The 22,939-nt window shown below is 69.6% G+C and carries 20 protein-coding genes and 3 pseudogenes; 10 read left to right on the forward strand and 13 right to left on the reverse strand.

Annotation, left to right across the window (positions count from 1 at the left end; genetic code table 11):
* Positions 1–125: 125 nt before the first annotated feature.
* Positions 126–689, reverse strand: a complete 564-nt coding sequence (locus tag Atro_RS15355; RefSeq protein ID WP_497923601.1) for a type 1 glutamine amidotransferase domain-containing protein — start codon at positions 687–689, stop codon at positions 126–128.
* 166 nt (positions 690–855) lie between these two features.
* On the opposite strand from Atro_RS15355, the gene mutM reads away from it, so the two are divergent.
* On the forward strand, positions 856–1,668 hold the full coding sequence (mutM, locus tag Atro_RS15360; RefSeq protein WP_497923603.1) for a bifunctional DNA-formamidopyrimidine glycosylase/DNA-(apurinic or apyrimidinic site) lyase: 813 nt from the start codon (positions 856–858) through the stop codon (positions 1,666–1,668).
* A gap of 108 nt (positions 1,669–1,776) precedes the next feature.
* Entirely contained in the window at positions 1,777–2,124 is a 348-nt protein-coding gene (locus Atro_RS15365) for a multidrug transporter (protein WP_497923605.1), read from the forward strand.
* Between the two features lie 21 nt (positions 2,125–2,145).
* Here Atro_RS15365 and Atro_RS15370 read toward each other — a convergent pair whose 3' ends face one another.
* Both Atro_RS15370 and Atro_RS15375 read right to left on the reverse strand, forming a co-directional pair.
* Positions 2,146–3,258 (reverse strand): DUF1615 domain-containing protein, encoded by a 1,113-nt coding sequence (locus tag Atro_RS15370; RefSeq protein ID WP_497927695.1) that lies wholly within the window; start codon positions 3,256–3,258, stop codon positions 2,146–2,148.
* 215 nt (positions 3,259–3,473) lie between these two features.
* Entirely contained in the window at positions 3,474–3,728 is a 255-nt protein-coding gene (locus tag Atro_RS15375; RefSeq protein ID WP_497923607.1) for a hypothetical protein, read from the reverse strand.
* 17 nt (positions 3,729–3,745) lie between these two features.
* Between Atro_RS15375 and Atro_RS15380 the strand changes: the two genes are divergently transcribed.
* On the forward strand, positions 3,746–5,434 hold the full coding sequence (locus Atro_RS15380) for a DEAD/DEAH box helicase (protein ID WP_497923609.1): 1,689 nt from the start codon (positions 3,746–3,748) through the stop codon (positions 5,432–5,434).
* Positions 5,435–5,510: 76 nt separating this feature from the next.
* On the opposite strand, the gene Atro_RS15385 is transcribed toward Atro_RS15380, so the two are convergent.
* The 9 genes and pseudogenes from Atro_RS15385 to Atro_RS15425 all read right to left on the reverse strand — a co-directional run bounded on the left by Atro_RS15385 (position 5,511) and on the right by Atro_RS15425 (position 15,389).
* Positions 5,511–6,593 (reverse strand): hypothetical protein, encoded by a 1,083-nt coding sequence (locus Atro_RS15385; RefSeq protein WP_497923611.1) that lies wholly within the window; start codon positions 6,591–6,593, stop codon positions 5,511–5,513.
* Between the two features lie 185 nt (positions 6,594–6,778).
* The gene (locus Atro_RS15390; RefSeq protein ID WP_497923613.1) at positions 6,779–8,134 is read right to left on the reverse strand and encodes a (Fe-S)-binding protein; all 1,356 of its coding nucleotides are present in this window, start codon (positions 8,132–8,134) and stop codon (positions 6,779–6,781) included.
* Between the two features lie 172 nt (positions 8,135–8,306).
* Positions 8,307–10,019, reverse strand: a complete 1,713-nt coding sequence (gene ggt / locus Atro_RS15395; RefSeq protein WP_497923615.1) for a gamma-glutamyltransferase — start codon at positions 10,017–10,019, stop codon at positions 8,307–8,309.
* 4 nt (positions 10,020–10,023) lie between these two features.
* Positions 10,024–10,275 carry a YfhL family 4Fe-4S dicluster ferredoxin gene (locus tag Atro_RS15400; protein ID WP_039801425.1) on the reverse strand — a complete coding sequence of 84 codons (252 nt, stop codon included), beginning with the start codon at positions 10,273–10,275 and terminating at the stop codon, positions 10,024–10,026.
* 113 nt (positions 10,276–10,388) lie between these two features.
* Positions 10,389–10,868 carry a pantetheine-phosphate adenylyltransferase gene (gene coaD / locus Atro_RS15405; RefSeq protein ID WP_497923618.1) on the reverse strand — a complete coding sequence of 160 codons (480 nt, stop codon included), beginning with the start codon at positions 10,866–10,868 and terminating at the stop codon, positions 10,389–10,391.
* A gap of 69 nt (positions 10,869–10,937) precedes the next feature.
* Positions 10,938–11,926 (reverse strand): annotated as a pseudogene (locus tag Atro_RS15410) (hydrolase).
* Positions 11,927–11,975: 49 nt separating this feature from the next.
* Entirely contained in the window at positions 11,976–12,581 is a 606-nt protein-coding gene (rsmD, locus tag Atro_RS15415; RefSeq protein WP_497923620.1) for a 16S rRNA (guanine(966)-N(2))-methyltransferase RsmD, read from the reverse strand.
* The gene (locus Atro_RS15420) at positions 12,581–14,050 is read right to left on the reverse strand and encodes a M16 family metallopeptidase (protein WP_497923622.1); all 1,470 of its coding nucleotides are present in this window, start codon (positions 14,048–14,050) and stop codon (positions 12,581–12,583) included. The genes rsmD and Atro_RS15420 overlap by 1 nt, the downstream gene beginning before the upstream one ends.
* Positions 14,043–15,389, reverse strand: a complete 1,347-nt coding sequence (locus tag Atro_RS15425; protein ID WP_497923624.1) for a M16 family metallopeptidase — start codon at positions 15,387–15,389, stop codon at positions 14,043–14,045. The genes Atro_RS15420 and Atro_RS15425 overlap by 8 nt, the downstream gene beginning before the upstream one ends.
* A 126-nt stretch (positions 15,390–15,515) precedes the next feature.
* Here Atro_RS15425 and ftsY point away from each other — a divergent pair.
* The 4 genes and pseudogenes from ftsY to rpoH all read left to right on the forward strand — a co-directional run bounded on the left by ftsY (position 15,516) and on the right by rpoH (position 19,499).
* Positions 15,516–16,870, forward strand: a pseudogene (gene ftsY / locus Atro_RS15430) (signal recognition particle-docking protein FtsY).
* Positions 16,867–17,535 carry a cell division ATP-binding protein FtsE gene (gene ftsE, locus Atro_RS15435; RefSeq protein WP_497923626.1) on the forward strand — a complete coding sequence of 223 codons (669 nt, stop codon included), beginning with the start codon at positions 16,867–16,869 and terminating at the stop codon, positions 17,533–17,535. The pseudogene ftsY and the gene ftsE overlap by 4 nt, the downstream one beginning before the upstream one ends.
* A pseudogene (gene ftsX, locus Atro_RS15440) lies at positions 17,535–18,541 on the forward strand (permease-like cell division protein FtsX). The gene ftsE and the pseudogene ftsX overlap by 1 nt, the downstream one beginning before the upstream one ends.
* 103 nt (positions 18,542–18,644) lie before the next feature.
* Positions 18,645–19,499 (forward strand): RNA polymerase sigma factor RpoH, encoded by an 855-nt coding sequence (rpoH, locus tag Atro_RS15445; protein WP_497923628.1) that lies wholly within the window; start codon positions 18,645–18,647, stop codon positions 19,497–19,499.
* Positions 19,500–19,585: 86 nt separating this feature from the next.
* Here rpoH and Atro_RS15450 read toward each other — a convergent pair whose 3' ends face one another.
* The gene (locus tag Atro_RS15450) at positions 19,586–21,163 is read right to left on the reverse strand and encodes an ABC transporter substrate-binding protein (protein WP_497923629.1); all 1,578 of its coding nucleotides are present in this window, start codon (positions 21,161–21,163) and stop codon (positions 19,586–19,588) included.
* A gap of 186 nt (positions 21,164–21,349) precedes the next feature.
* Here Atro_RS15450 and Atro_RS15455 point away from each other — a divergent pair, with 186 nt between their 5' ends.
* The 3 genes from Atro_RS15455 (at position 21,350) to rpmG (ending at position 22,836) form a co-directional block, all read left to right on the forward strand.
* Positions 21,350–22,147, forward strand: a complete 798-nt coding sequence (locus Atro_RS15455; protein ID WP_497923631.1) for a class II aldolase/adducin family protein — start codon at positions 21,350–21,352, stop codon at positions 22,145–22,147.
* Positions 22,148–22,433: 286 nt separating this feature from the next.
* Entirely contained in the window at positions 22,434–22,670 is a 237-nt protein-coding gene (gene rpmB / locus Atro_RS15460; RefSeq protein WP_012703271.1) for a 50S ribosomal protein L28, read from the forward strand.
* A 10-nt stretch (positions 22,671–22,680) separates the two neighbouring features.
* Positions 22,681–22,836, forward strand: a complete 156-nt coding sequence (gene rpmG / locus Atro_RS15465) for a 50S ribosomal protein L33 (protein ID WP_012703270.1) — start codon at positions 22,681–22,683, stop codon at positions 22,834–22,836.
* Positions 22,837–22,939: the final 103 nt, after the last annotated feature.

Below are 22,939 nucleotides of genomic sequence, written 5' to 3' on the forward strand. Positions count from 1 at the left end.
GCTATCCTGTGTCCTTGAGAGGTTTTCCGGCAGAGTTGCCGGATCTTTTGCCGGCCGGTGGCGGCGGGCTGCCGATGGCGCCCATGAAAAGGGCCCCCGGCCTCTGCCCGGGAGCTCTGAGGGAGTCAGGCGGCCGAGACGTGCTCGGCCTTGCCGCCCAGGCTGTCGATCAGCGCCTGGCTGAAGGCCGGGATGTCGGCGGGCTTGCGGCTGGTGATCAGCTGGCCGTCGACCACCACCGGCCGGTCGACCCAGGTGGCGCCGGCATTCTGCATGTCGTCGCGCAGCGACGGCCAGCTGGTCAGGGTCTTGCCCTTGACCAGGTCGGCGGAGATCAGCAGCCAGCCGCCGTGGCAGATCGCGGCGATGGGCTTGTTCTCGCGGGCCGCATCGCGCACCAGCTCCTGGGCCATCTCGTCCAGGCGGATGTTGTCCCCGTTGACCACGCCGCCCGGCAGCACCAGCGCGTCGCAGTCCTCGATGCGCAGGGCGTCGAAGGTGCGCTCGACCGGGAAATGGTCGGCGGGTGTGGTGTGGTTCCAGCCGGTCACCCGGCCCGATTTCGCCGAAACGATCAGGGTCCGGGCACCGGCCTGTTCGAGGGCCTCCTTGGGACCGGTGAGCTCGACCTGCTCGAACCCGTCGGTCACCAGGAAAGCCACGCGTTTGCCTTTCAGGGATTGCGTCATCGGGGTACCTCCTGAGCGGTGAATGGGGCGCCTGCGGGCGCGGGGTTCACAAGGAATCCGACCATCCCTGCCGGCAAAGTTCTGCCTCCGGTCGGCGCGCGGGATTTTCGCGCCGCGGCCTTCCTGTTATGGTCGGTGCCCGCTTTTTTCCGCCTGCCGTGCCGCCATGCCCGAACTGCCCGAAGTCGAAACCACCCGCCGCGGGATCGCCCCGCATCTGGTCGGCCAGCGCGTCGAGCGGGTCGTCGTCCGCGAACGCCGGCTGCGCTGGCCGATCCCCGAGGACCTCGACGTGCGCCTGTCCGGCCAGCGCATCGAGGCGGTGGAGCGCCGTGCCAAGTACCTGCTGATCCGCGCCGAGGCGGGCACCCTGATCGGCCATCTGGGCATGTCCGGCAGCCTGCGGCTGGTCGAGGGCGGCTTGCCGGCGCAAAAGCACGAGCATGTCGACATCCTGCTGGAGTCGGGATTGGCGCTGCGCTACACCGATCCGCGGCGCTTCGGCGCGCTGCTCTGGAGCCTCGATCCGCTGGCGCACGAGCTGCTGCGCCGGCTCGGCCCAGAGCCTCTGGGCGAGGCGTTCGACGGCGAGCGCCTGTACCGGCTGTCGCGCGGCAAGAGCCTGGCGGTCAAGCCGTTCATCATGGACAACGCGGTGGTGGTCGGGGTGGGCAACATCTACGCCAGCGAAGCGCTGTTCGCCGCCGGCATCGATCCGCGCCGCGCCGCCGGCTCGGTCTCGCGGGCGCGCTACGAGCGGCTGGCCGGCGAGATCCGGCGCATCCTCGCCGAGGCCATCGAGTGCGGCGGCACCACCCTGCGCGACTTCGTCGGCGGCGACGGCAAGCCCGGCTACTTCCAGCAGACCCTGCTGGTCTACGGGCGCGGCGGCGAGTTCTGCAAGGTGTGCGGCAGCACCCTGCACGAGGTGCGCCTCGGTCAGCGCGCCAGCGTCTACTGCGGTCGCTGCCAGCGCTGAACGGGCGCCCGGCCGCGATCTTCGCCGATTGATGGCCGTCACGCCGGCCGTGCCGGGGGCGCTGCTATAGTCGCGGCTCTGCCAAAAATCCCGATGAAGGACCGCCGCATGTCTCCGCTTCGCTCGCTCGCCCTTGTCCTGGCGCTGACCACTGGCCTTTCGACCCTGCCGGCGTACGGGTCGCACGCCGAGGTCGAGCAATCCAATGTCAGTGGCGACCCTGGCTACACCCTCGAGGCGCCGCCGGCCTATGCGATGCTCGGCGACCTGCTGGTCGCCCGGCCGTTTCTGATCGCCGGTACCCTCATCGGCACGGCGGCCTTCGTGATCAGCCTGCCGTTCACCGCGCTGGGCGGCAACGTCAAGGAGGCCGGGCAGGCGCTGGTCGTCGATCCGGGCCGGGAGGCGTTCGTGCGCTGCCTCGGCTGCACCACCAGCGGCTATCGCCAGGACTGAGCCGTTCGCCGGCGGCTGCCGCTACTTCTTCTTGCCGCCGCCCGCGGCGCGCGCCATGCAGCGCCGGTGGCGCTCGTCGACCCGCTTGGCGAACCAGGCGGTGGTGAGGTTGCGGGTGATCTTCGGGCTCTGCAGCTTGATGCCCGGCAGCACCGCACGCGGCAGCGCCTTGCCCTCCAGCCGTTCGGCCAGCGCGAACACGCGCTTGTAGAGCCTGGTGTCCTCGAAGTCGAGGCGATCGCCCTGTTCCAGGGCGCGGCGGATGGCCGTGTCGCCCATGTCCAGCTTCTTGCCCAGCGAGCGCACCGCCAGCTCCGTGGCTCCCGGCGTGAAGGAACCGTGGAGGATGAGATCGCCGTCGAGTTCCAGGGGAATGCCCGAGGCGCGACTGACGGCGTTCTGGAAGGCGGCATTGCGGCTGGCGTACCAGCCGGCATTGAAATCGGCGAAACGGTACAGCGGCCGGTCGTAGTTGGCGGGATAGCCCAGCAGGTGGCCGATGCCGAAGTACAGGCCGCCGCGGCGGCTGAACACCTCGTGGCGGATCGAGCCTGCGACCGGATAGGGATAGCCGCTCGCCCGGCTTTCGGCGAACTCGATGCTGACCTGCATCGGCCCGCCGGTACGCACGGGATTGAGGCTGCCGAACAGCTGCCGGCCCAGCGGCACCATGCCGGTGAAGTCCTCGAAGATCGCGTTCAGCTCCTGCTCGGTGCGCACGGCACCCAGGCGTTCGCTGTAGCTCTTGCCATTGGGCGAGTCGAGATTCAGGGCGGCCCGCACCAGAAACTCCGGGACGTGCAACTGGTCGGCCCGGCGCTCGATCTCCTTGCGCGCGATCCTGGCCAGCCCCGGCACCGGCGGGTTGACCTGGAAGGTCGACTCCTGCTCGGTCACGGCCAGCACCGCGCACAGGTTTTCGCGGGTCGGGGCGATGTCCTGCGCCGCGAAGGCCGCATAGATATCGGTCGCCCAGCCTTCGCGGTCGGGGACCCTGGCCGGTAGCAGCCGCACGATCTGCGCGCGCACTTCGGTCGGGCGCGGCTCCTCGGGGCGCTGCGTGCCGCAGCCGGCCAGCGCGAGCAGCAGGACGAGCCCGAGCGTACCGCGGCCCCGATGCCGCGAGGCCTTCAGGGCGGCCCAGGGTTCCTGCGGGGCCGCGGCACGGGGGATAAGAGGCTTCTGGCGCATGGTTCTCCGAATCGTCGAGGCTCTCCTGCTTTGGCAATGCGACGGCTGCGGCGGTTGCGGTACGCGCGCGAAAAATCGCCGGCGTCCCAGGCCGAGTCGCGTACCGGCGAAGGCCGGTCATGGGCAATGGCCGTCGAGGTGATAGTGGCCTGCTGATATCATGCGCCACCCTCAAGTGCGTGCTGCGCACGCCCGCCATCCTCCACGATCTGACCCGTGTCCGCGGGCACGCCACGGAAAAGGCAACGCAAATGGCCCAATTCTTTCCCGTCCGTTCCGCCTGCCGCTTCGACACCCCGGGCGAGCGGCGGCTCGCCGAGCGCCTGGAGAAGAAGCTCGAAGACGACTACCTGTGCTGGTTCAACGTCCCGGTCGGGCCCAAGGCGCTGCAGCCGGATTTCGTCATCCTGCATCCGCGGCGCGGGTATTGGTGCTGGAGGTCAAGGACTGGAAGCTGGAGACCATCCAGAGCATGGACCGCGGCAAGGCGCAGATCGTCGACGGCGGCAAGCTCAAGTCGCTGAGCAACCCGATGGCGCAGGCGCGGGTCTACGCGCTGGAAGTGGCGGTGACCCTGCAGAAGGACCCGGCGCTGAAGCAGGCGGCCGGTTCGCCGCATGCCGGCAAGCTGATCATGCCCTACGGCTGGGGCGTGGTGCTGGCGGGGATCACTCGCAGGCAGTTCGAGGCGGCCGAGCTGGCCGAGGTGCTCGACCCGCAGCGGGTGATCTGCCAGGACGAGATGACCGAATCGGTCGAGCCCGAAGCTTTCCAGCAGCGCCTGTGGGACATGTTCCACCAGGTCTTTTCCTGCCGGCTGTCGCTGCCGCAGATCGACCGGGTGCGCTACCACCTCTACCCGGAGGTGCGGGTCAACGCGCAGCCGGGGCAGTTCGGGCTGTTCGCCGAAGAGGACGCGCCGCTGCCGTCGCTGATCAAGGTGATGGACCTGCAGCAGGAACAGCTGGCGCGCTCGCTGGGCGAGGGCCACCGGGTGATCCACGGCCCCGCCGGCAGCGGCAAGACCATGATCCTCGGCTACCGCTGCGCGCAGCTGGCCCAAGTGGCGAGCAAGCCGATCCTGGTGCTCTGCTTCAACCGGTCGCTGGCCGGTCGCCTGCAGCAGGTGATGGACGAGCGCGGCCTGGGCGGGAAGGTCCGGGTGCGCAGCTTCCACGCCTGGTGCCGCGAGCTGCTGGTGGAGCACAAGCAGAAGTTGCCGGCCCCGAATCTGCCTACCGACAAGAAGATGGCGCTGATGGTGGACTACACCACCGACGGCGTGGCGCAGGGGCGGATTCCCTGCGGCCAGTACGCGGCGGTGCTGATCGACGAGGGCCACGACTTCGAACCCGACTGGTTCCGGCTGGCGGTGCGGATGGTCGACCCGGACAGCAACTCGCTGTTGGTGCTCTACGACGATGCGCAATCCATCTATCGCGGCAAGGGCGGCCGGCGCGGCCTGGACTTCAGCTTCGCCAGCGTGGGCATTCAGGCTCCCGGCCGCACCACCGTGCTCAGGCTCAACTACCGCAACACCCTGGAGGTGCTGTCCGTGGCGCGGGCCTTTGCCAGCGACCTGCTGAACGGGCGCGAGGCCGCCGAAGACGGCGTGCCCGTGGTGGCGCCGGAAAGCGCCGGGCGACGCGGCCCCTTGCCCGAACTGCTGCACTGCGAATCGGACTGGCAGGAGTGGAACTGCGTCGTCGAGCGCCTGCGCGACGAGCAGGGCAAGGGCCGGGCGCTGAGCGACATGGCGGTGATCTACCGCAGCAACGCCCAGGCCCGGCAAGCCGAGCGGGTGCTGGGCATGGCCGGCCTTCCCTACGCGTCGGGCGTCTCCTCCCAGGGCCGCGGCGCGCTGTATGGCGCGGAGGACGCAGTCAAGCTCGTCAGCATGCACTCGAGCAAGGGCCTGGAATTCGGTCTGGTGCTGATTCCCGGGCTGGGCGAGCTGCCGACCCAGGGCGAGGAGGAGGCCGACGAGGCGCGCCTGCTCTACGTGGCCATGACCCGCGCCACCGACCGGCTGATCATGACCTGTCGCGGCGATTCGGCGTTCGGTCGGAGGGTTGGGGAGGCGATCGGGGGGGTGAGGGCGCGGTTGGCGGATGCGTAGCACGCCGGTTCCAGCCGCGCGTTTGCCCGGCTCGGCAGATGCCCGCCAGCCGCTCGCATCGGGACATGCATGAGCGTTACCACGGCTGGCCGGGAACCGCGTCGCCCGTATTGCCGCGTTGAAGGGCTTGCCCGCCTGGCGGGAGAGCCGTCGGCCCGAGCCGGGCCGGCAGCGTAGTGTGGGCGAGGCCTCCCTCGATCTGTCCGGCCAGGTGCTGGACCCCCGCCAGCACCCCCGTGTCGGGGTTGCGCATCAAGGCCAGCCACTCTTCGTCGAAGGCGTCGTTCAGGCTTTTGCGCAGCTGTGCCTCGATTCTCGGACGTTCGCTCTCGTGCATGATGCTGTTGAACCCTGCGGCGCCCAGGGAGATCGCCATGCCTGCCGCCCGGCCGACCGCCGCGGCGAAGGCGCTGGCGACACCGCTGGTGGCGAGCTCGGCCGTCAGCTTTTCGCTGGTCCGCCTGGCGACCGAGGAGATGCCTGCGTTCGAGGTCCGGCCTTGCCCGGCGGCGTCGGCCGCAGCCTGGCGGATTCGAGCGATCAGGGCCGCATAGGCCGGCAACCGGTCGACGGGGTCGGCATGGAGGAGCTGGTGGAGCGAGGCGCTGTGGCCGTTGGGTGACGCCAGCGCGACGGCGGGGATGTCCTTGAGCCGGCGGTCGAACTGGTCCTGGGGAATACCGTGGCGCGGCGGGATTTTCCGCAGCAGCTCGCCGAGGAGCTGGATGTAGAACTTCGTCGCCTTCTCCATGACCCGGTCGGGATCGATCTCCTTGGCGACCGGTTTCAGCACGCGATCCTGGTATTGCTCCTGCAAGTAGAGGGCCAGGCGATCCACGACCTCTTCCTTCCGTTCGGCGTTCAGCTTGTACCAGGTCACCCGCATGGACAGCGCTTGCCGGGTCCAGTAGCCGGAAAACCACGGGATGAATTCCGTATCGGTGCGCCGGTAGACGAGGTCCATCCACTCGGCCATGAGTTCGCGCGCGTAATTCGTGGTCTGCCTTGTCGCGTCCTGCGAGGCGGCGACGATGTCGCTGTCGACCTGCTGCCAGGTGCTTTCCGGAATCACCGGCGGCCGCTCGGAAGTGCGCTCCGACGTGGAGCATCCGGCCAGCACCGCGAGCAAGACGACAATCAGGATGCGAAGATTCGCCATCGCTGGCCCCCTGGGCAGACGCGCCATCGAAAATGTTTCGACCCGGCCCATGCGACCGGATCGCTGTGCGCAATGGCGGTTTCTTCCTCGCCGTTTCGCCACCCCCTGTCCCATGGGGCTTTCTGTCGGCCCGCACGGGGCAAGACTGCGCCGTTGCCGCCGTACGAAAGGCCTTCCGGATGGCTTCAGCCGGCCTTTTCCGCCAGCGCATCGCGCAGCAGCTCGGCCAGATGGCGGGGGCGCTGATCGCCGTGGGCGCGCATCTGGTGGCGGCAGGAGAAGCCGTTGGCAACCACCCGCGCCGCGGGTTTTTCCCTGAGGGCCGGCATCAGCGCCTGTTCGGCCATCTTCGCCGACAGTTCGGCGTGTTCGGCTTCGATGCCGAAGGTGCCGGCCATGCCGCAGCAGCCGGATTCGATCAGGCTGAACTCGTGGTCGGGGATCAGCTTGAGCACCCGGCGCATGGACTTCATGGCGCCCACCGCCTTCTGGTGGCAATGGCCGTGGACCAGGGTTTCGCTGCCGGCCAGGGCCTTGAGCGGCAGGTCGAGGCGCTTGGCGGTGGCTTCCCGGGCGAGGAATTCCTCGAACAGCAGGCAGTGCTTGGCCACCTGTTCCACGGCTTCGCCGAGGCCGAGCGCCTGGGCGTCGTCGCGCAGGCCGAGCACGCAGGAGGCTTCCAGGCCGACCACGGTGCGTCCGGCCTGCACGTGGGGCAGCAGCGCCTGGACCAGGCGGCGGGCCTCGCTGCGCGCCTCGTCGATCATGCCCTGCGCCAGGTAGGTGCGGCCGCAGCACAGGGCGCGCGTCGGCTCGCCGTCGCTGCCTTCCGGTTCGGCGATCCGCACCCGGTAGCCGCCGGCCTGCAGCACGGCGAGCGCCGCCTCGGCGATGCCCGGCTCGAAGTGGCGGGTGAAGGTGTCGATCAGCAGCACCACCTCGGGCAGGCCTTCGGCGGGCGTGGCATCGGCCGGCGCGGCGGCGAAGGGCTTGGCCGCCGGCTCGGGCAGGGCGCGGCCGGCGGCCAGGCCGAACAGGCGCTCGGACAGCCGGGCCAGCAGCGGGCTGGCGTTGCGCAGGCGCACCAGGGGTTTCAGCCAGGGCGCGCGGTGCAGCCAGCGCGGGGTGTGGCCGAACAGCCGGCTGCGCCAGCCGAGGCCCTCGCGGGCGACGCGCTGGGCGAGGTATTCGGCCTTGATCAGCGGCATGTCGACGTTGGCCTCGCACTCGCGCTTGCAGCCCTTGCAGGCCACGCAGAGGTCCATGGCCTCGGCCAGGGCGGGATCGGCCAGCGCCTGCTCGGCCAGCTCGCTGTTCAGCGCCGCCTTGAGCAGGCGCACCCGCCCGCCGGTGGAAAGGTGCTCGTTGCCGCTGACGCGGAAGCTCGGGCACATCACCTGCTTGCCCTCGGCCTCGCACTGGCGGCTGTTGATGCACACCGCCACCGCCTTGGCGAAGTCGCCGCCGTGTCTGGGAATGTCGGCATAGGCGTCGCCCATGCCGGCGTCCTTGTAGGCGGACCAGTCGAGGAAGGTTTTCATCGGGCACGCTCCTTCCGGCAATGGGCCGGGAACGGGCGGCGAAGGGACGGGCAGGAGCGGCGAATGATCATGGTTCGGGCGGCTACGGGCTGGATACGGATGGATGCCATGCTAAGCAAGTGCCGGCACGGATGCCAGCACGGGCGTACCGCAGCGGCCGGGCGGACGTGGTTCAGCGCCGGGCGGGCAGGTAGTCCGGGCGGCCCAGGCCGCGCGGGTCGCTGGCCGCTTCGACCGCGCCGCTGCGCTTGTCCCAGCGCAGCACCTGCTGGTTGCCGTAGGGTTCGCGCTCCTTCAACTGGTGGCCGCGCGCCTGCAGTTCGGCGATTTCCGCGGCCGTGAAGGCCTCCGGCTCGTGCTCGACGACGTCCGGCAGGTACTGGTGGTGGTAGCGCGGCAGCGCCGGCCAGCGCTGGATCGGCTGGCCGTCGAGGTAGTCCAGCACGGCCAGCAGGACCATGCCGGGGATGCGGCTGCCGCCGGGGGTGCCGAAAGCGGCCAGGTCGTCGGCGCCTTCGATGAAGGTGGGGCTCATGCTCGACAGCGGGCGCTTGCCGGCGGCGACGGTGTTGGCCGGGCTGGCGGCGAGCCGGTAGGCATTGCTGCCCTGCAGGTCGGCGGCGAAGTCGTCCATCTCGTCGTTGAGCAGCACCCCGGTGCCCGGCACGGCGAAGGCGGCGCCGAACGGCAGGTTGATCGACAGGGTGGCGGCCACCGCGTTGCCCTCGGTGTCCAGCACGGCGAAGTGGGTGGTGTGCTCGCCCTCGCGCCAGGCCGGCGCCGGCTTCAGGCTGGCGCTGGGGGTGGCCCGCTGCGGGTCGATGCCGGCGGCCAGGTCGCGCAGGTAGGCAGGGGCGAGCAGGCGCTCGACGGGGTTGGCGACGAAGTCCGGGTCGCCGAGCAGGCCGCGGTCGCGGAAGGCGCGGCGCAGCGTTTCCACTACATAGTGGGCGCGTTGCACGCGGTCGGCCGCCTGCCAGGGCAACTGCTTGAGCATGCCGAGGCTCTGCGCCAGGGCGATGCCGCCGGCCGAGGGCGGCGGCGCGCCGATCAGTTCGCGGCTCGTGGCGAGGGCGAAGCGCAGCGGCTGGCGCTCGACCACCCGGTAGCGGGCCAGATCCTCCCGGCTCCAGATGCCACCGGCGGCACGCACTCCGGCGACCAGCCGTTCGGCGACGGGGCCGGCATAGAAGCCGTCCTGGCCCCGTTCGGCAAGATGCTCGAGGATCTCGGCCAGCTCCGGCTGGCGCAGGCGGTGGCCTTCGGCGGGGATCGCGCCGTCGGCGAGAAACAGCCGGGCGCTCTCCGGGTCGTCGCGCAGGGCGCTCAGGCGGAACTGGGCGCGCTGCCGGTAGACGCGGTCGACGGGAACGCCGTCGCGGGCCTGGCGGATCGCCGGCGCCAGGCTGTCTCTCAGCGGCAGGCGGCCGTGGCGCTCGGCCAGTTCGACCAGCGCCGCCGGCAGGCCGGGGATCGCCGCGGCCAGGGCGCCGTCGCGGGACAGCTCGGGCCGGGCGCGGCCGTCGCGCACGTAGAGCTCGGCGTGGGCGGCGAGGGGCGCGCGTTCGCGGGCGTCGAGGAAGCGGTAGCGAGCCGGCGTTTCGCCCCGGTCCTCGCGCAGCAGGAAGAAGCCGCCGCCGCCGAGGCCGGAGCCGTAGGGCTCGACCACCGCCAGGCTGGCGGCGATGGCCACGGTGGCGTCGAAGGCGTTGCCGCCGGCGGCGAGGATTTCCCGGCCGGCGGCGCCGGCTTCGGGATGGGGGGTGGCGAGGACGGCGCGAACCGGAGCCTGCGCCTGAGCCGTCGCGGCGAGGGCCAGCAGCGCCAGGCCGGCGAGGAGCCGGCCGAGGCGGAAGGGAACGGCGGGCGCTCCGTCGCCGGGCAAAAGATCAGGCCTTGCCGGTGATGATCAGGTACTTCTGCATCAGCTCGTCGCGGCTCTCGACGTGGTTCTCGTCCTTCGGGATGCAATCCACCGGGCAGACCTGCTGGCATTGGGGTTCGTCGTAGTGGCCGACGCATTCGGTGCACAGGTTGGGGTCGATCACGTAGATCTCTTCCCCCTGGGAGATGGCGCCGTTCGGGCACTCGGGTTCGCAGACGTCGCAGTTGATGCAATCGTCGGTGATCTTCAGGGACATTCAGGGCTCCTGCCGCAGGCGGGGCTGCGGCACTGGGGACAACGACAGGGGGCGAATTGTGCCGTATCGGCGCCCGCAGTGCACGTCCCGCCGGGCAGTCGGCGAGGGCGGCCTCAGGTGCGAAAGCGCTCGCGCAGGGCGGCGGCCACCGCCGGATGCACGAACTGGTCGATGTTGCCGCCCAGTGCGGCGATTTCCCGGACCAGGGTGGAGGAGATGTAGGAGTACTTCTCCGAGGGGGTGAGGAACAGGCTTTCCACTTCCGGGGCGAGCTGGCGGTTCATGTTGGCCAGCTGGAACTCGTACTCGAAGTCGGACACCGCGCGCAGGCCGCGCAGCAGCACGTTGGCTTTCTGGTCCCGGGCGAACTGCGCGAGCAGGCTGGAGAAGCCTACCACCTCGACGTTGGGCAGGTGGCGGGTGACCTCCCGGACCAGCTCGACGCGCCGCTCGAGGGGGAACAGGGGGTTCTTCTTCGGACTGGCGGCCACGGCGATGATCACCTGGTCGAACAGCTTGGCGGCGCGCTCGACCAGATCACCATGTCCTTTGGTGATGGGGTCGAAGGTTCCCGGGTAGATTACGCGGTTCATCACGGCGTCCTTGGCGGGTTCATGGAGGCCCGGATGGTAGCTCAGCCGGTTTGCGCGGCCAAGCCGGGCTCAGTGCGCGAGCGTGGCCAGCCAGGCGGGGATGCGTCGCTCCAGGTAATGGCCGGGACGCTGCGGCGAACCTTCGACGAAACCGACGTGGCCGCCGCCGGGCTGCAGCTCGAATTGGATGCTCGCCGACAGCTCGTGCGGCTGCGGCAGGCTGTGGGGGAACACGAAGGGGTCGTCGGCAGCCTGGATGAGCAGGGTCGGCACGCGGATGGCGGCGAGAAAATAGCGGCTGGAGGCGCGCCGGTAGTAGTCGTGGGCGTCGGCGAAGCCGTGCAGCGGCGCGGTGATGCGCCCGTCGAACTCCCAGAAGGTGCGCAGATCCTGCAGCGGGCCGAGGCGCTCCAGGGTGGCGAGGTGCTCGGCCTGGCCGAGGCGGGCGAACTGACGCTGCTTGTCTTCCACGTAGAGGCGCATGGCGCGGATGAAGTGCGCCTGGTAGAGCCGCGAGAGGCCCTGGCCGATGCGATCGGCGCATTGGTCCAGGCGAAACGGCACCGACACCGCCACGGCCGCCTGCAGGGCACACTCCGCACCGCTCTCGCCGAGGTGCTTGAGCAGTACGTTGCCGCCCAGGGAGTAACCGACCGCGTGCAGCGCGGCATGCGGGCGCAGCCTGCGCAGGTGGGCGATGGCGGCGGCGAGGTCGTCGCTGGCGCCGGAGTGGTAGGCCCGCGGCAGCCGGTTGGGCTCGCCGGAGCAGCCGCGCCAGTTCAGTGCCACGCTGGCCCAGCCGCGCTCGGCCAGGGTCTGTTGCAGGCCGAGCACGTAGAGCGAGCGGGACGAGCCGGTCAGACCGTGCAGCACCAGCACCAGCGGTGCGCGCGGGTCGTCCGGGCCGTGCCAGTCGAGGTCGAGGAAGTCGCCGTCCGCCAGCCACAGGCGTTCGCGGCGGCGTTCCAGCAGCGGTGGCCGGCGCACAGCGGTCCCCACAGGGTTTGCAGGTGCGGGCCGGGCAGCCACCAGGCGGGTTGGAAGGGCGCATCGTTCATCGGCGGAACCCGCAGGTTCGTCCATGATCGCGTCAAGGGACTTGGCGCTTCAGCCGGTCCTCTGCCACAGCGCGTAATACACCTGGCCGGCCTGCTTTTCCCGGTGCAGGCGCCAGTTGTCCGGCAGGCCGAGGCTGGAGGGCGGGGCTTCGCTCTCAGTGTAGATCCAGGCATCGCGGGCCAGCCAGCCACGCGCCTCGAGCAGCCGGCAGGCGGGCGCCAGCAGGTCCTGGTGGAAGGGCGGGTCGAGGAACACCAGGTCGAAGGCGCTCGGCGACTGCTGTTCCAGATAGCGCAAGGCATCGGCCTGCAGCAGCTGGCCGTTGCCGCAGCGCAGACTGTCGAGATGGCGGCGCAGGCTGGCGACGGCCTCGCCGTTGAGGTCCAGCGCCAGCGCCTGGCCGGCGCCGCGCGACAGGGCTTCCAGATAGAGCGCGCCGCTGCCGGCGAAGGGGTCGAGGACGCGGGCACCTTCTATATAGGGCGCCAGCCAGTTGAACAGGGTTTCGCGGACCCGGTCGGGCGTCGGGCGCAGGCCCGGCGCCTCGGGAAAGGCGAAGCGGCGCGAGCGCCACTCGCCGCCGATGATGCGCAGCTGGCCCTGGCCGCCGTGGAGACGGACGGCCGGGCGGGGAGAGCGGGCGGGCGGGCGCATCAGTGCTCCGGCGTGACGGCGGGGCGCTCGGCGGGCGCAGTCGGCGGCGGCAGCGGCTTCTGCTCGACGGTCGGGCCGGCGCTGACCACGACGAAGCCGTCCGGATCGATGTGCCTGGCCATGGCCGTCTTCACCTGCTCGACGGTGAGCGCCTGGACCTGCTGGAGGAAGACCTCCAGGTGGTTCAGCGGCAGGTTGTAGAAGCCGATGGCGCCGAGCTGGCCGACGATGTCGGCGTTGCTCGCGGTGGACAGCGGGAAGCTGCCGACCAGCTCGCGCTTGGCATCCTTCAGCTCCTTCTCGGTCGGGCCCTCGGCGATGAATTCGCGGACCAGCTTCTGCACCAGTTCCAGGGTGCCCTGGCTGTAGTCGGCGCGGGTCTGCAGGTTGATCATGAAGGGGCCGCGCACCTGCATCGGGGTGAAGCCCGAGTAGATCCCGTAGGTCAGCCCGCGCTTCTCGCGCACCTCCTCCATCAGTCGGGCGCCGAAACCGCCGCCGCCGAGGATCTGGTTGCCCAGGTAGAGCGCCGCGTAGTCCGGGTCGTCGCGGGCGATGCCGAGCTGGGCGAGCATCAGGTGGGTCTGCTGGGAGGGGTACTCGATGTGCTGCAGGCCCGGCTTGGGCGCCGCCGGGTCGGCCGGCTTGGCGAGCGCCGTGCCCTTCGGCAGCGCGGCGGAGATCGCCGCAGCCATGGCCTCGGCCTCGCTGCGCGAGAGGTCGCCGACCAGTGCGATGACCGCGTTGGCGGCGCTGTAGGCGCGGGCGTGGAAAGCCTGCAGCTGCTCGCGGCCGATCGGCGCGATCGATTCGGTGTCGCCGTCGCTCGGGTGGGCATAGGGGTGGGAGCCGAACAGCTGGCGGTTGAGTTCCAGGCTGGCCAGCTTGCCGGGGCTCTGCTTGCGCATCTCGAAGCCGGCCAGCAGCTGGTTCTTGATCCGCGCCAGGGCGTCGGCGGGAAAGTCCGGCCGGCCGAGCACCTCGCCGAACAGGGCGAGCGCCGGCTCGCGCTTGGCCGGATCGCTCAGGCTGCGCAGGCTGGCGATGGCCATGTCGCGGTAGGCGCCGTTGCCGAACTGGGCACCGAGACTCTCGAAGCCCTCGGCGATGGCGGTCGCGTCCTTGCCGGGTACTCCTTCGTTGAGCATGGCGTTGGTCAGCAGGGCCAGGCCGGGGGTGCCGCCGTCCTGGCTGCTGCCGGCGGCGAAGGTCAGGCGCAGGTCGAACATCGGCAGCTGGCGGGCCTCGACGAAGAGCACCCGGGCGCCTTCGGCGGTGCGCCAGTCCTGGATGTTCAGGGCGCGATGGACCGGCGGCTCGCCGTTCAGCCGGGCCAGCGATTCCAGCCGGGCCGGGGCCGCCGGGGCGGGCGTGCGCGGCGGCAGGCTGGCGAACCAGGCGATCAGGCCGAACAGAAGCAACAGGATCAGGCCGATCAGGCCGTAGCCCAGGCGGTTGCGCTCAATCATGGTTGGCCTCCTCGGGCAGGATGTGCGCGACGGTGAGGCGCGAGCGGGTGAAATAGCGGCGTGCGGCGTCCTGGATGTCCTGCGGGGTGACCGACTCCAGGGCGGCCAGCTCCTCGTCGATCAACTGCCAGGACAGGCCCACGGTTTCCAGCTGGCCGATGGTGGTCGCCTGCTGGGCGATGGAGTCGCGTTCGTAGACCAGGCCGGCGATGACCTGGGCGCGCACGCGCTCCAGCTCCTCGGCGGTCGGCGGGGTTTCCTTCAGTTCGTCGAGCAGGCGCCAGAGGCCGGCTTCGACGTCCTCCAGGGTGCGGCCCTTCTGCACGTTGGGCGTGGCGTTGAGGACGAACAGGCTGTCGCCGCGCACGTGGGCGTCATAGCCGGCGCTGGCACCGGACACCAGCTCCTCGCCGCGCTCCAGGCGGGCCGGGATGCGCGCGCTGTAGCCGCCGTCGAGCAGGCCGGCGATCAGGCGCAGGGCGTGGGCCTCGCGGGGATCCTTGGCGGTCGCCAGGCCGGGCACGTTGAAGCCGTAGAGCAGGCTCGGCAGCTGCACCTTGAGGTTCAGCTCGAGGCGCCGCTCGCCGGTCTCGGCCGGCTCCAGCGGGCGCTTGGCGACCGGCAGCGGACGCGACGGAATGGCGCCGAAGTAGTGTTCGGCGAGCCGCTTCACCTCATTGCCGGTGACGTCGCCGACCACCACCAGGACGGCGTTGTTCGGCACGTACCAGGCCTGGTACCAGGCGCGCAGGTCGTCGACGCTCATCCGGTCGAGGTCGGCCATCCAGCCGATGGTCGGCGTGCGGTAGCCGCTGGCCGGGTAGGCCATGGCCTTGAAGCGCTCGTAGGCCTGGGCGTTGGGACGGTCGTCGGTGCGCAGGCGGCGCTCCTCCTTGACCACCTCGATCTCGCGGTCGAACTCTTCCGGCGGCAGGCGCAGGCTGGCCAGACGGTCGGCCTCCAGCTCCAGGGCCACCGGCAGGCGGTCGCGCGCCAGTACCTGGTAGTAGGCGGTGTAGTCGTCGCCGGTGAAGGCGTTCTCCTCGGCGCCGAGCTCGCGCAGGATGCGCGAGGACTCGCCGGGGCCGAGCTTGCGGCTGCCCTTGAACATCATGTGCTCGAGGACATGGGAAAGGCCGGTCTGGCCGGGGGTTTCGTAGCTGGAGCCGACCTTGTACCAGAGCTGCGAGACCACCACGGGCGCGCGGTGGTCTTCGCGGACGATGACCTTGAGGCCGTTGTCCAGGGTGTATTCGTGGGTCGGTTGGGGGGCGGCGGCCAGCGCTGTCAGCGGCATGCCGAGCAGCAGGGCGACGGCATGGCGGGCGATCACGTTCATTGATGTCGGACCTGTGGGGCGGCCCGCGAGCTTAGCCCGGCGGGCGGGGAGGTGCTAGGATAACCATCCGTTTCGCCGGCGGCCAACCCCGCCGGTCTCATCGCCCCCCGTGAGAAAGCCGTCTGCATGTTTGGTTCAAACGACGACAAGAAGCCGGCCGAGGCCGGAGAAAAGAAAGGCCTGTTCGGCTGGTTCCGCAAGAAAGAACAAGCCGCACCGGCGCCCACTCCCGAGGAGCCCGTTCCTGACGAGGCCGGCAGCGAGCCGCCGCGGGCGGAGGACACGGTCGAGGCTGCCCGTCCGGCCGAGCCCGAGCCACAGCCGCCGCGCGACGAGGCACGGCCGTGACCTCGGTCGCCGCATCGTCCGTGCCCGAGGTCGCCGAGCCGGCGCCTGCCGCAGCCGAGGAAGAGGTGGTCTTCTCCAGCCGTTGGCGCAGCGCGCCGGCTCCCGCTGCGGAGCCGGTGCCCGTGAGCGAGTCCGAATCGCTGCCGGCGGTCGAGGCCGAAGTCCCGGTCCCGGTCGCCCAGCCCGCCCCGCGGCCGAACAAGTCCGGCTTCTTCGCCCGGCTCCGCCAAGGGCTGGCCAAGACCGGCTCCAACCTCGGCGAGGGTATGGCCAGCCTGTTCCTCGGCGAGAAGGCGATCGACGACGAGCTGCTGGAGGAGCTGGAAACCCGCCTGCTGCTCGCCGACGTCGGCGTCGAGGCCACCACGGCGATCATCCAGAGTCTGACCCAGCGGGTGGCGCGCAAGGAGCTGGCCGACAGCGAGGCGCTGTACCGGGCCCTGCAGGAGGAACTGACCGCACTGCTCAAGCCGGTCGAGCAGCCGCTGGCCCTCGAATCCGCGCAGCGGCCTTACGTGATCCTAGTGGTCGGCGTCAACGGCGTCGGCAAGACCACCACCATCGGCAAGCTGGCCGCGCGCCTGCAGCAGGACGGCAAGAAGGTCATGCTCGCCGCCGGCGACACCTTCCGCGCCGCGGCTGTCGAGCAGCTGCAGGTGTGGGGCGAGCGCAACCGGATTCCGGTGATCGCCCAGCACACCGGCGCCGATTCCGCCTCGGTGATCTTCGATGCCCTGCAGGCCGCCAAGGCGCGCGGCATGGACGTGCTGATCGCCGATACCGCCGGCCGCCTGCACACCAAGGACAATCTCATGGAAGAGTTGAAGAAGGTCCGCCGGGTACTCGGCAAGCTGGACGACACGGCACCCCACGAGGTGCTGCTGGTGCTGGATGCCGGCACCGGACAGAACGCCATCAGCCAGACCAAGCAGTTCAACCAGGCGGTGGAGATCACCGGGCTGGCGCTGACCAAGCTGGACGGCACCGCCAAGGGCGGGGTGATCTTCGCCCTGGCCAAGCAGTTCGGCCTGCCGATCCGCTACATCGGTGTCGGCGAGGGCGTCGACGATCTGCGCAACTTCGTCGCCGAGGAGTTCGTCCGCGCGCTGTTCGCGGAGAAGCCGGCGCAATGATCCGCTTCGAACAGGTCGGCAAGCGCTACCCCAACGGCCATGTCGGCCTGCACGAGCTGAGCTTTCGCGTGCGGCACGGCGAGTTCCTGTTCGTCACCGGCCATTCCGGCGCCGGCAAGAGCACCCTGCTGCGCCTGCTGCTGGCCATGGAGCGGCCGACCAGCGGCCGGCTGCTGCTCGCCGGGCAGGACCTGTCGAGCATCACCACCGCGCAGATCCCCTTCCTGCGCCGGCAGATCGGCGTGGTGTTCCAGAATCACCAGTTGCTCTTCGACCGCAGCGTGTTCGACAACGTGGCCCTGCCGTTGAAGATTCTCGGCCTGCGCAAGGACGAGATCGCCCGGCGTACCCTGCTCGCCCTGGAGCGGGTCAGCCTGCAGGACAAGGCCGAGCAGTTCCCGGCCGACCTGTCCACCGGCCAGCAGCAGCGGGTCGGCATCGCCCGCGCGGTGGTCCACCAGCCGGCCCTGCTGCTGGCCGACGAACCGACCGGCAACCTCGACCCGCGCCTGGCCGCGGAAATCATGAAGGTGTTCGAGGACATCAACCGTCTCGGCACTACGGTGCTGATCGCCAGTCACGACCTGGCGCTGATCGCGCGCATGCGCCACCGCTTGCTCACCCTGCAGCGCGGCCGCCTGATCGCCGACGGGGAGGCCGCCTGATGAGCGACTCCAACATGCCCGAGCCGCGCCCGTCCGAACGGGTCGGAGCCCTGCCCAGAACGGAAGTGAAGGGCGAGGAGCCGGATTTCGCCACGCTGCTGGCGGCCTGGCTGGACAGCCACCGCGCCAGCCTGTTCGACAGCCTGCGCCGGCTCGGCCGTCAACCCCTGGGCAGTTTCCTCACCTGCCTGGCGATGGCCGTCGCCCTCAGCCTGCCGATGGGACTGTCGCTGCTGCTCGACGACATCGAGCGGCTCGGCGGCTCCTGGCAGCGCGCCGCGCAAATTTCGCTGTTCACGGCGCCGGAGGTGGACGACGCGGCGGGCGAGCGCCTGCGGGCGCGGATCGCCGCGCTGCCGGAAGTGGCCGAGGCTGAGTGGATCGGTCGCGAGCAGGGGCTGGAGGAGTTCCAGCGCCAGTCCGGGCTCGGCGAGGCGCTCCGCGAGCTGCCGGAAAACCCGCTGCCCGGAGTGGTCCTGGTCACCCCCGGGAGATCGACAAGGCCGGCCTCGAATCGCTGCGCGAACAGCTGGCGGATCTGTCCGGCGTGCAGCTGGCACAGCTCGACCTGCTCTGGGTCGAGCGTCTCGGTGCGATCCTCGCGCTCGGCGAGCGCTTCGTCTTCGGTCTTTCCCTGATGCTGGTGCTGGCCCTGCTGCTGGTGATCGGCAACACCATCCGCCTGCACATCGAGAACCGCCGCAGCGAGATCGAGGTGATCAAGCTGGTCGGCGGCACCGACGGCTATGTGCGCCGGCCCTTCCTCTACATGGGCACGCTGTACGGCTGCGGCGCCGGGCTGCTGGCCTGGCTGGTGCTGTTCTACGGGCTCGACTGGCTGAACGCGGCGGTGCTGCGCCTGGCCGGGCTTTACGGCAGCGATTTCGCCCTTGGCGGGGTGCCGCTGGAGGACGGTCTGTCGCTGCTGCTCGGGGCCGTCCTGCTCGGTTATGTCGGCGCCTGGCTGGCCGTGGCGCGGCACCTGAGCGAGCTGGCGCCGCGCTGATCGGCGAACGGTCCGGCCCGCCTGGCAGCGGAGCTGCGGCGATGGCTTGCAGTCAAATCCGCTGGTGCTACACTGCCTATTCCCAGTGAGTCGGAGGATTCGCATGACCAATTCCCTGCAACCTGTTGCTGCCCTGGTCCCCGGTGCCAACCTGGAGGCCTACGTGCATGCGGTCAACAGCATTCCGCTGCTGACGGCCGAACAGGAGCGCGAACTGGCCGATCGTCTCTACTACCAGCAGGACCTCGAAGCCGCGCGGCAAATGGTGCTGGCGCACCTGCGCTTCGTCGTCCACATCGCGCGCAGCTATTCCGGCTACGGTCTGGCCCAGTCCGACCTGATCCAGGAAGGCAATGTCGGCCTGATGAAGGCCGTCAAGCGCTTCAACCCGGAAATGGGCGTGCGCCTGGTGTCCTTCGCGGTGCACTGGATTCGCGCCGAGATCCACGAGTTCATCCTGCGCAACTGGCGCATCGTCAAGATCGCCACCACCAAGGCGCAGCGCAAGCTGTTCTTCAACCTGCGCAGCCAGAAGAAGCGCCTGGCCTGGCTGAACAACGACGAGGTCGATGCCGTGGCCGAGAGCCTGGGCGTCGAGCCGCACGAAGTGCGCGAGATGGAAAGCCGCCTGAGCGGCCAGGACATGGCCTTCGACCCGGCTACCGATGCCGACGACGACAGCGCCTTCCAGGCTCCGGCCCATTACCTCGAGGACCAGCGCTACGATCCGGCGCGCCAGCTGGAGGAAGCCGACTGGAGCGACAGCGCCACGGCCAACCTGCACGAGGCCCTGGACGGGCTCGACGAGCGCAGCCGCGACATCCTCTACCAGCGCTGGCTGGCCGAGGAGAAGGCCACGCTGCACGACTTGGCAGCCAAGTACAAGGTTTCCGCCGAGCGCATCCGCCAACTGGAGAAGAGCGCCCTGAGCAAGCTCAAGGGCTCGATCCTGGCGTAACCTCCTTCCCCGTAGGGTGGGTAACCGCGCAGCGTTACCCACAGACGGCAGCGTCGCTGCCGTCTACACGGATTTCCCTCTTTCTCTCAGCGGTCCAGCCGCACCTTGCTGAAATCCTGGCGCCCGAACGGGCTGGCCTGGTAGCCCACGACGGCCTTGCGAGTCAGTGCGGCAGCGGTCGGGTGGGCCAGCGGTAGCCAAAGCGCCTGCTCGCGGATCAGCTTCTGCGCCTCCCGGTACAGCCGGCTGCGCTCGGCCGGGTCGCCGGTGCGCTTGCCCTCGGCGATCAGCCGGTCCAGCCGGGGATCGCAGTAGCGGGCGAAGTTCAGCCCCGACTCGACCGAGGCGCAGGCGAACTGCGGGGTGAGGAAGTTGTCCGGGTCGCCGTTGTCGCCGGCCCAACCCATGAACAACAGGTCGTGCTCGCCGGCCTTGGCGTGGCGGATCAGCTCGCCCCATTCGATCACCCGGATCTCTGCCTGGATGCCGACCTTGGCCAGATCGGCCTGCAACAGCTGGGCGCCGAGCGCGGGGTTGGGATTGAGCAGGCTGCCGGTCGGGCGTGTCCAGAGGGTGGTTTTGAAACCCTCCGCCAGGCCGGCTTTGGCCAGCAGTTCGCGGGCCTTGGTTGGGTCGTGGGGGTAGACCGGCAGGTCGGCGGCATAACTCCAGGTGTTCGGCGGGTAGGGGCCGTCGGCGGGCTGTGCGCTGTCTTCGAACACCGCTTTCAGGTAGCTGGCCTTGTCGAAGGCGAGATTGATCGCCTGGCGCACCTCCGGCTTGTCCAGCGGCGGGTGCCGGGTGTTGAGGGCGACGAAGGCGGTCATGAAGGCCGGCGTGGCGACCACCGCGAGGCTCGGGTCGTCCTGCGCCGCGCGCACGTCCTGCGGCTTCGGCGACAGGGCGATCTGGCACTCGCCGCGGCGCAGGCGCTGCAGGCGCACGTTGGCGTCCGGAGTGATGGCCAGGACCAGCCCGTCGACCGCAGGCTTTCCGGCGAAGTAAGCGGTATTGGCCAGATAGCGTACCAGCGCGTCCTTCTGATAACGCTTGAGCACGAAGGGGCCGGTGCCGACCGGCTGGCTGTCGAGTTTCTCCGGCGTACCGGCGGCCAGTAGCCGGGCGGCGTACTCGGCCGAATAGATGGAGGCGAAGCCCATGCTCAGGGTGGCGAGGAAGGTGGCGTCGGGACGGGCGAGGGTGAAGCGCACCCGTAGCGGCTCGATCGCCTCGATGCTGCGGATCAGCTCGCCCAGCTGCATCGACTGGGCGTGGGGGTAGCCGCCCGGTGCGCTCTGGTGCCAGGGATGCTCGGGGTCGAGCATGCGTCGGAAGCTGAACAGCACGTCCTCGGCGCTCAGCGTCCGGCTCGGGGTGAACCAGGGAGTCTGGTGGAAGGCCACGCCCTCGCGCAGCCGGAACTCGTAGACCAGGCCGTCCGCCGACACCTGCCAGTGCTGCGCCAGGCCGGGCCGCAGCCGGCCGCTCTGTGGGTCGAACTCGACCAGGCGGTCCATCAGCACGTCGGCGGAGGCGTTGGTGGTGGTCAGCGAGTTGTAGCGCACCACATCGAACCCCTCCGGGCTGGCCTCGGTGCAGACGACGAGACTGGCGGCCTGGGCCAGCAACGGGGCGAACAACAGCGGAAGAAGGGCGAGGCGCATGCGGGGCTCCTGAAGGGGCGGACGGGTGAGTCTCCGGCGAGGGAACCTATCCTAGAGCAGTTTCCCCGGAAGATGGCGTGCCCATACCCGTACGTTTCGGTAGGCGATTTGGCCTGCATGCCATATAGGGCGCCGTAACGAAGGCTATCCTTCGACAGGTATCAGGGCGCGCAGGAGGCAACGGACATGAGCGACAGCGCGAAGCCCAGGAGTCTGCTGATGGACCGGGCGCCTCGCCGCAGCGACCGGCGGCTGCCGATCACCGAGGCGGAGCGACAGGCCCGGGTGCGGCTCGCCGCCTGCTATCGCATCTTCGACCAGCTGGGCTGGACCGAGTCCATCTTCAATCACATCACGCTGCGCGTGCCCGGGCCGGAGACGGTCTTTCTGATCAATCCGTTCGGGCTGCACTACGGCGAAGTGACGGCGTCGAATCTCGTCGCCGTCGATCTCGAGGGGCGGCCCGTCCGCCCGGCCGAGCATCCGGTCAACCTGGCGGGCTTCGTGATTCACGGCGCCATCCACGGCCATATCCAGGCTGCCCATTGCGTCATGCACACGCACACGACCACCGGCAGCGCGGTCGCCTGCCTGGAGGAGGGGTTGTCCCACGATTCGTTCTACGGGGCGCAATTGCACGACCAGGTCGCCTATCACGACTTCGAGGGCGTGACGGTGAACCTCGGCGAGCGGGAGCGGATGCTCGCGAGCATCGGCGACAAGCGCGTGGTCATCCTGCGCAACCATGGCCTGCTGACCTGGGGCGAGACGCTCGAGGAGGCCTTCATGTGGCTGTGGCTGCTGCAGCGCGCCTGCGACATCCAGATCGCCGCCGCCTGCGCCGGGTCCATGACGCGCCTGCCGGCGGACGTACTGGCCCGGACCCGCCTCCAGGCCGGCGCCCGGCAGCCGCAGCTCTGCAAGGCGATGTTCGATGCCTGGGTGCGGAAGGTCGACGCGCTGGATGCTTCCTACCGGGACTGAGGCTTCGCGAGCGCTCGAAGAGGGCGGACTCATGGGGTTCGGCCCGTCGTCGGCGGCCGCCCGAAGCCTTGCGATTCTTGCCCCTTGGGGGGCTTTCTGATATAAAGCAGCGCTCTTTTCTAGGGGCCCGCTTCCTGCGTCGGCAGTGACAGCCGGTCAGACCCCGATGAATCGTGGCGCAGCTGGCGTGCGGAAGCCTTCCGCTCGAACCGCCGGGCGCCGAATGACTGAAAGATAAGCGGCCAACCCATGCCGGGTTGGGCATGTGGTTTTTGAGGGCTGAGGCATGTCGAGAGTCTGTCAAGTGACCGGTAAGGGTCCGGTTACCGGGAACAACATTTCCCACGCGAACAACAAAACCCGTCGTCGTTTCCTGCCGAACCTGCAGCATCACCGCTTCTGGGTCGAGTCCGAGAAGCGTTTCGTGCGTCTGCGCGTTTCCGCCAAGGGCATGCGCATCATCGACAAGCGCGGTATCGACGTAGTGCTGGCCGAGCTGCGTGCTCGCGGCGAGAAGGTTTGAGGAGAGAATCATGCGTGAACTGATCCGTCTGGTGTCCAGCGCCGGTACCGGCCACTTCTACACCACCGACAAGAACAAGCGCACCACCCCCGACAAGATCGAGATCAAGAAGTACGATCCCGTCGTGCGCAAGCATGTGATCTACAAGGAAGCCAAGATCAAGTGATTGATCCGGCTGCCTGACGAAGAGGCCCGCCTTTTGGCGGGCTTCTTCGTTTTCGGGCCCGATGTCCGTATTGAAAGCCCCGGGGCGGGGGGTAGGGTGTCCC

The organism is Azotobacter tropicalis (assembly GCF_059739045.1).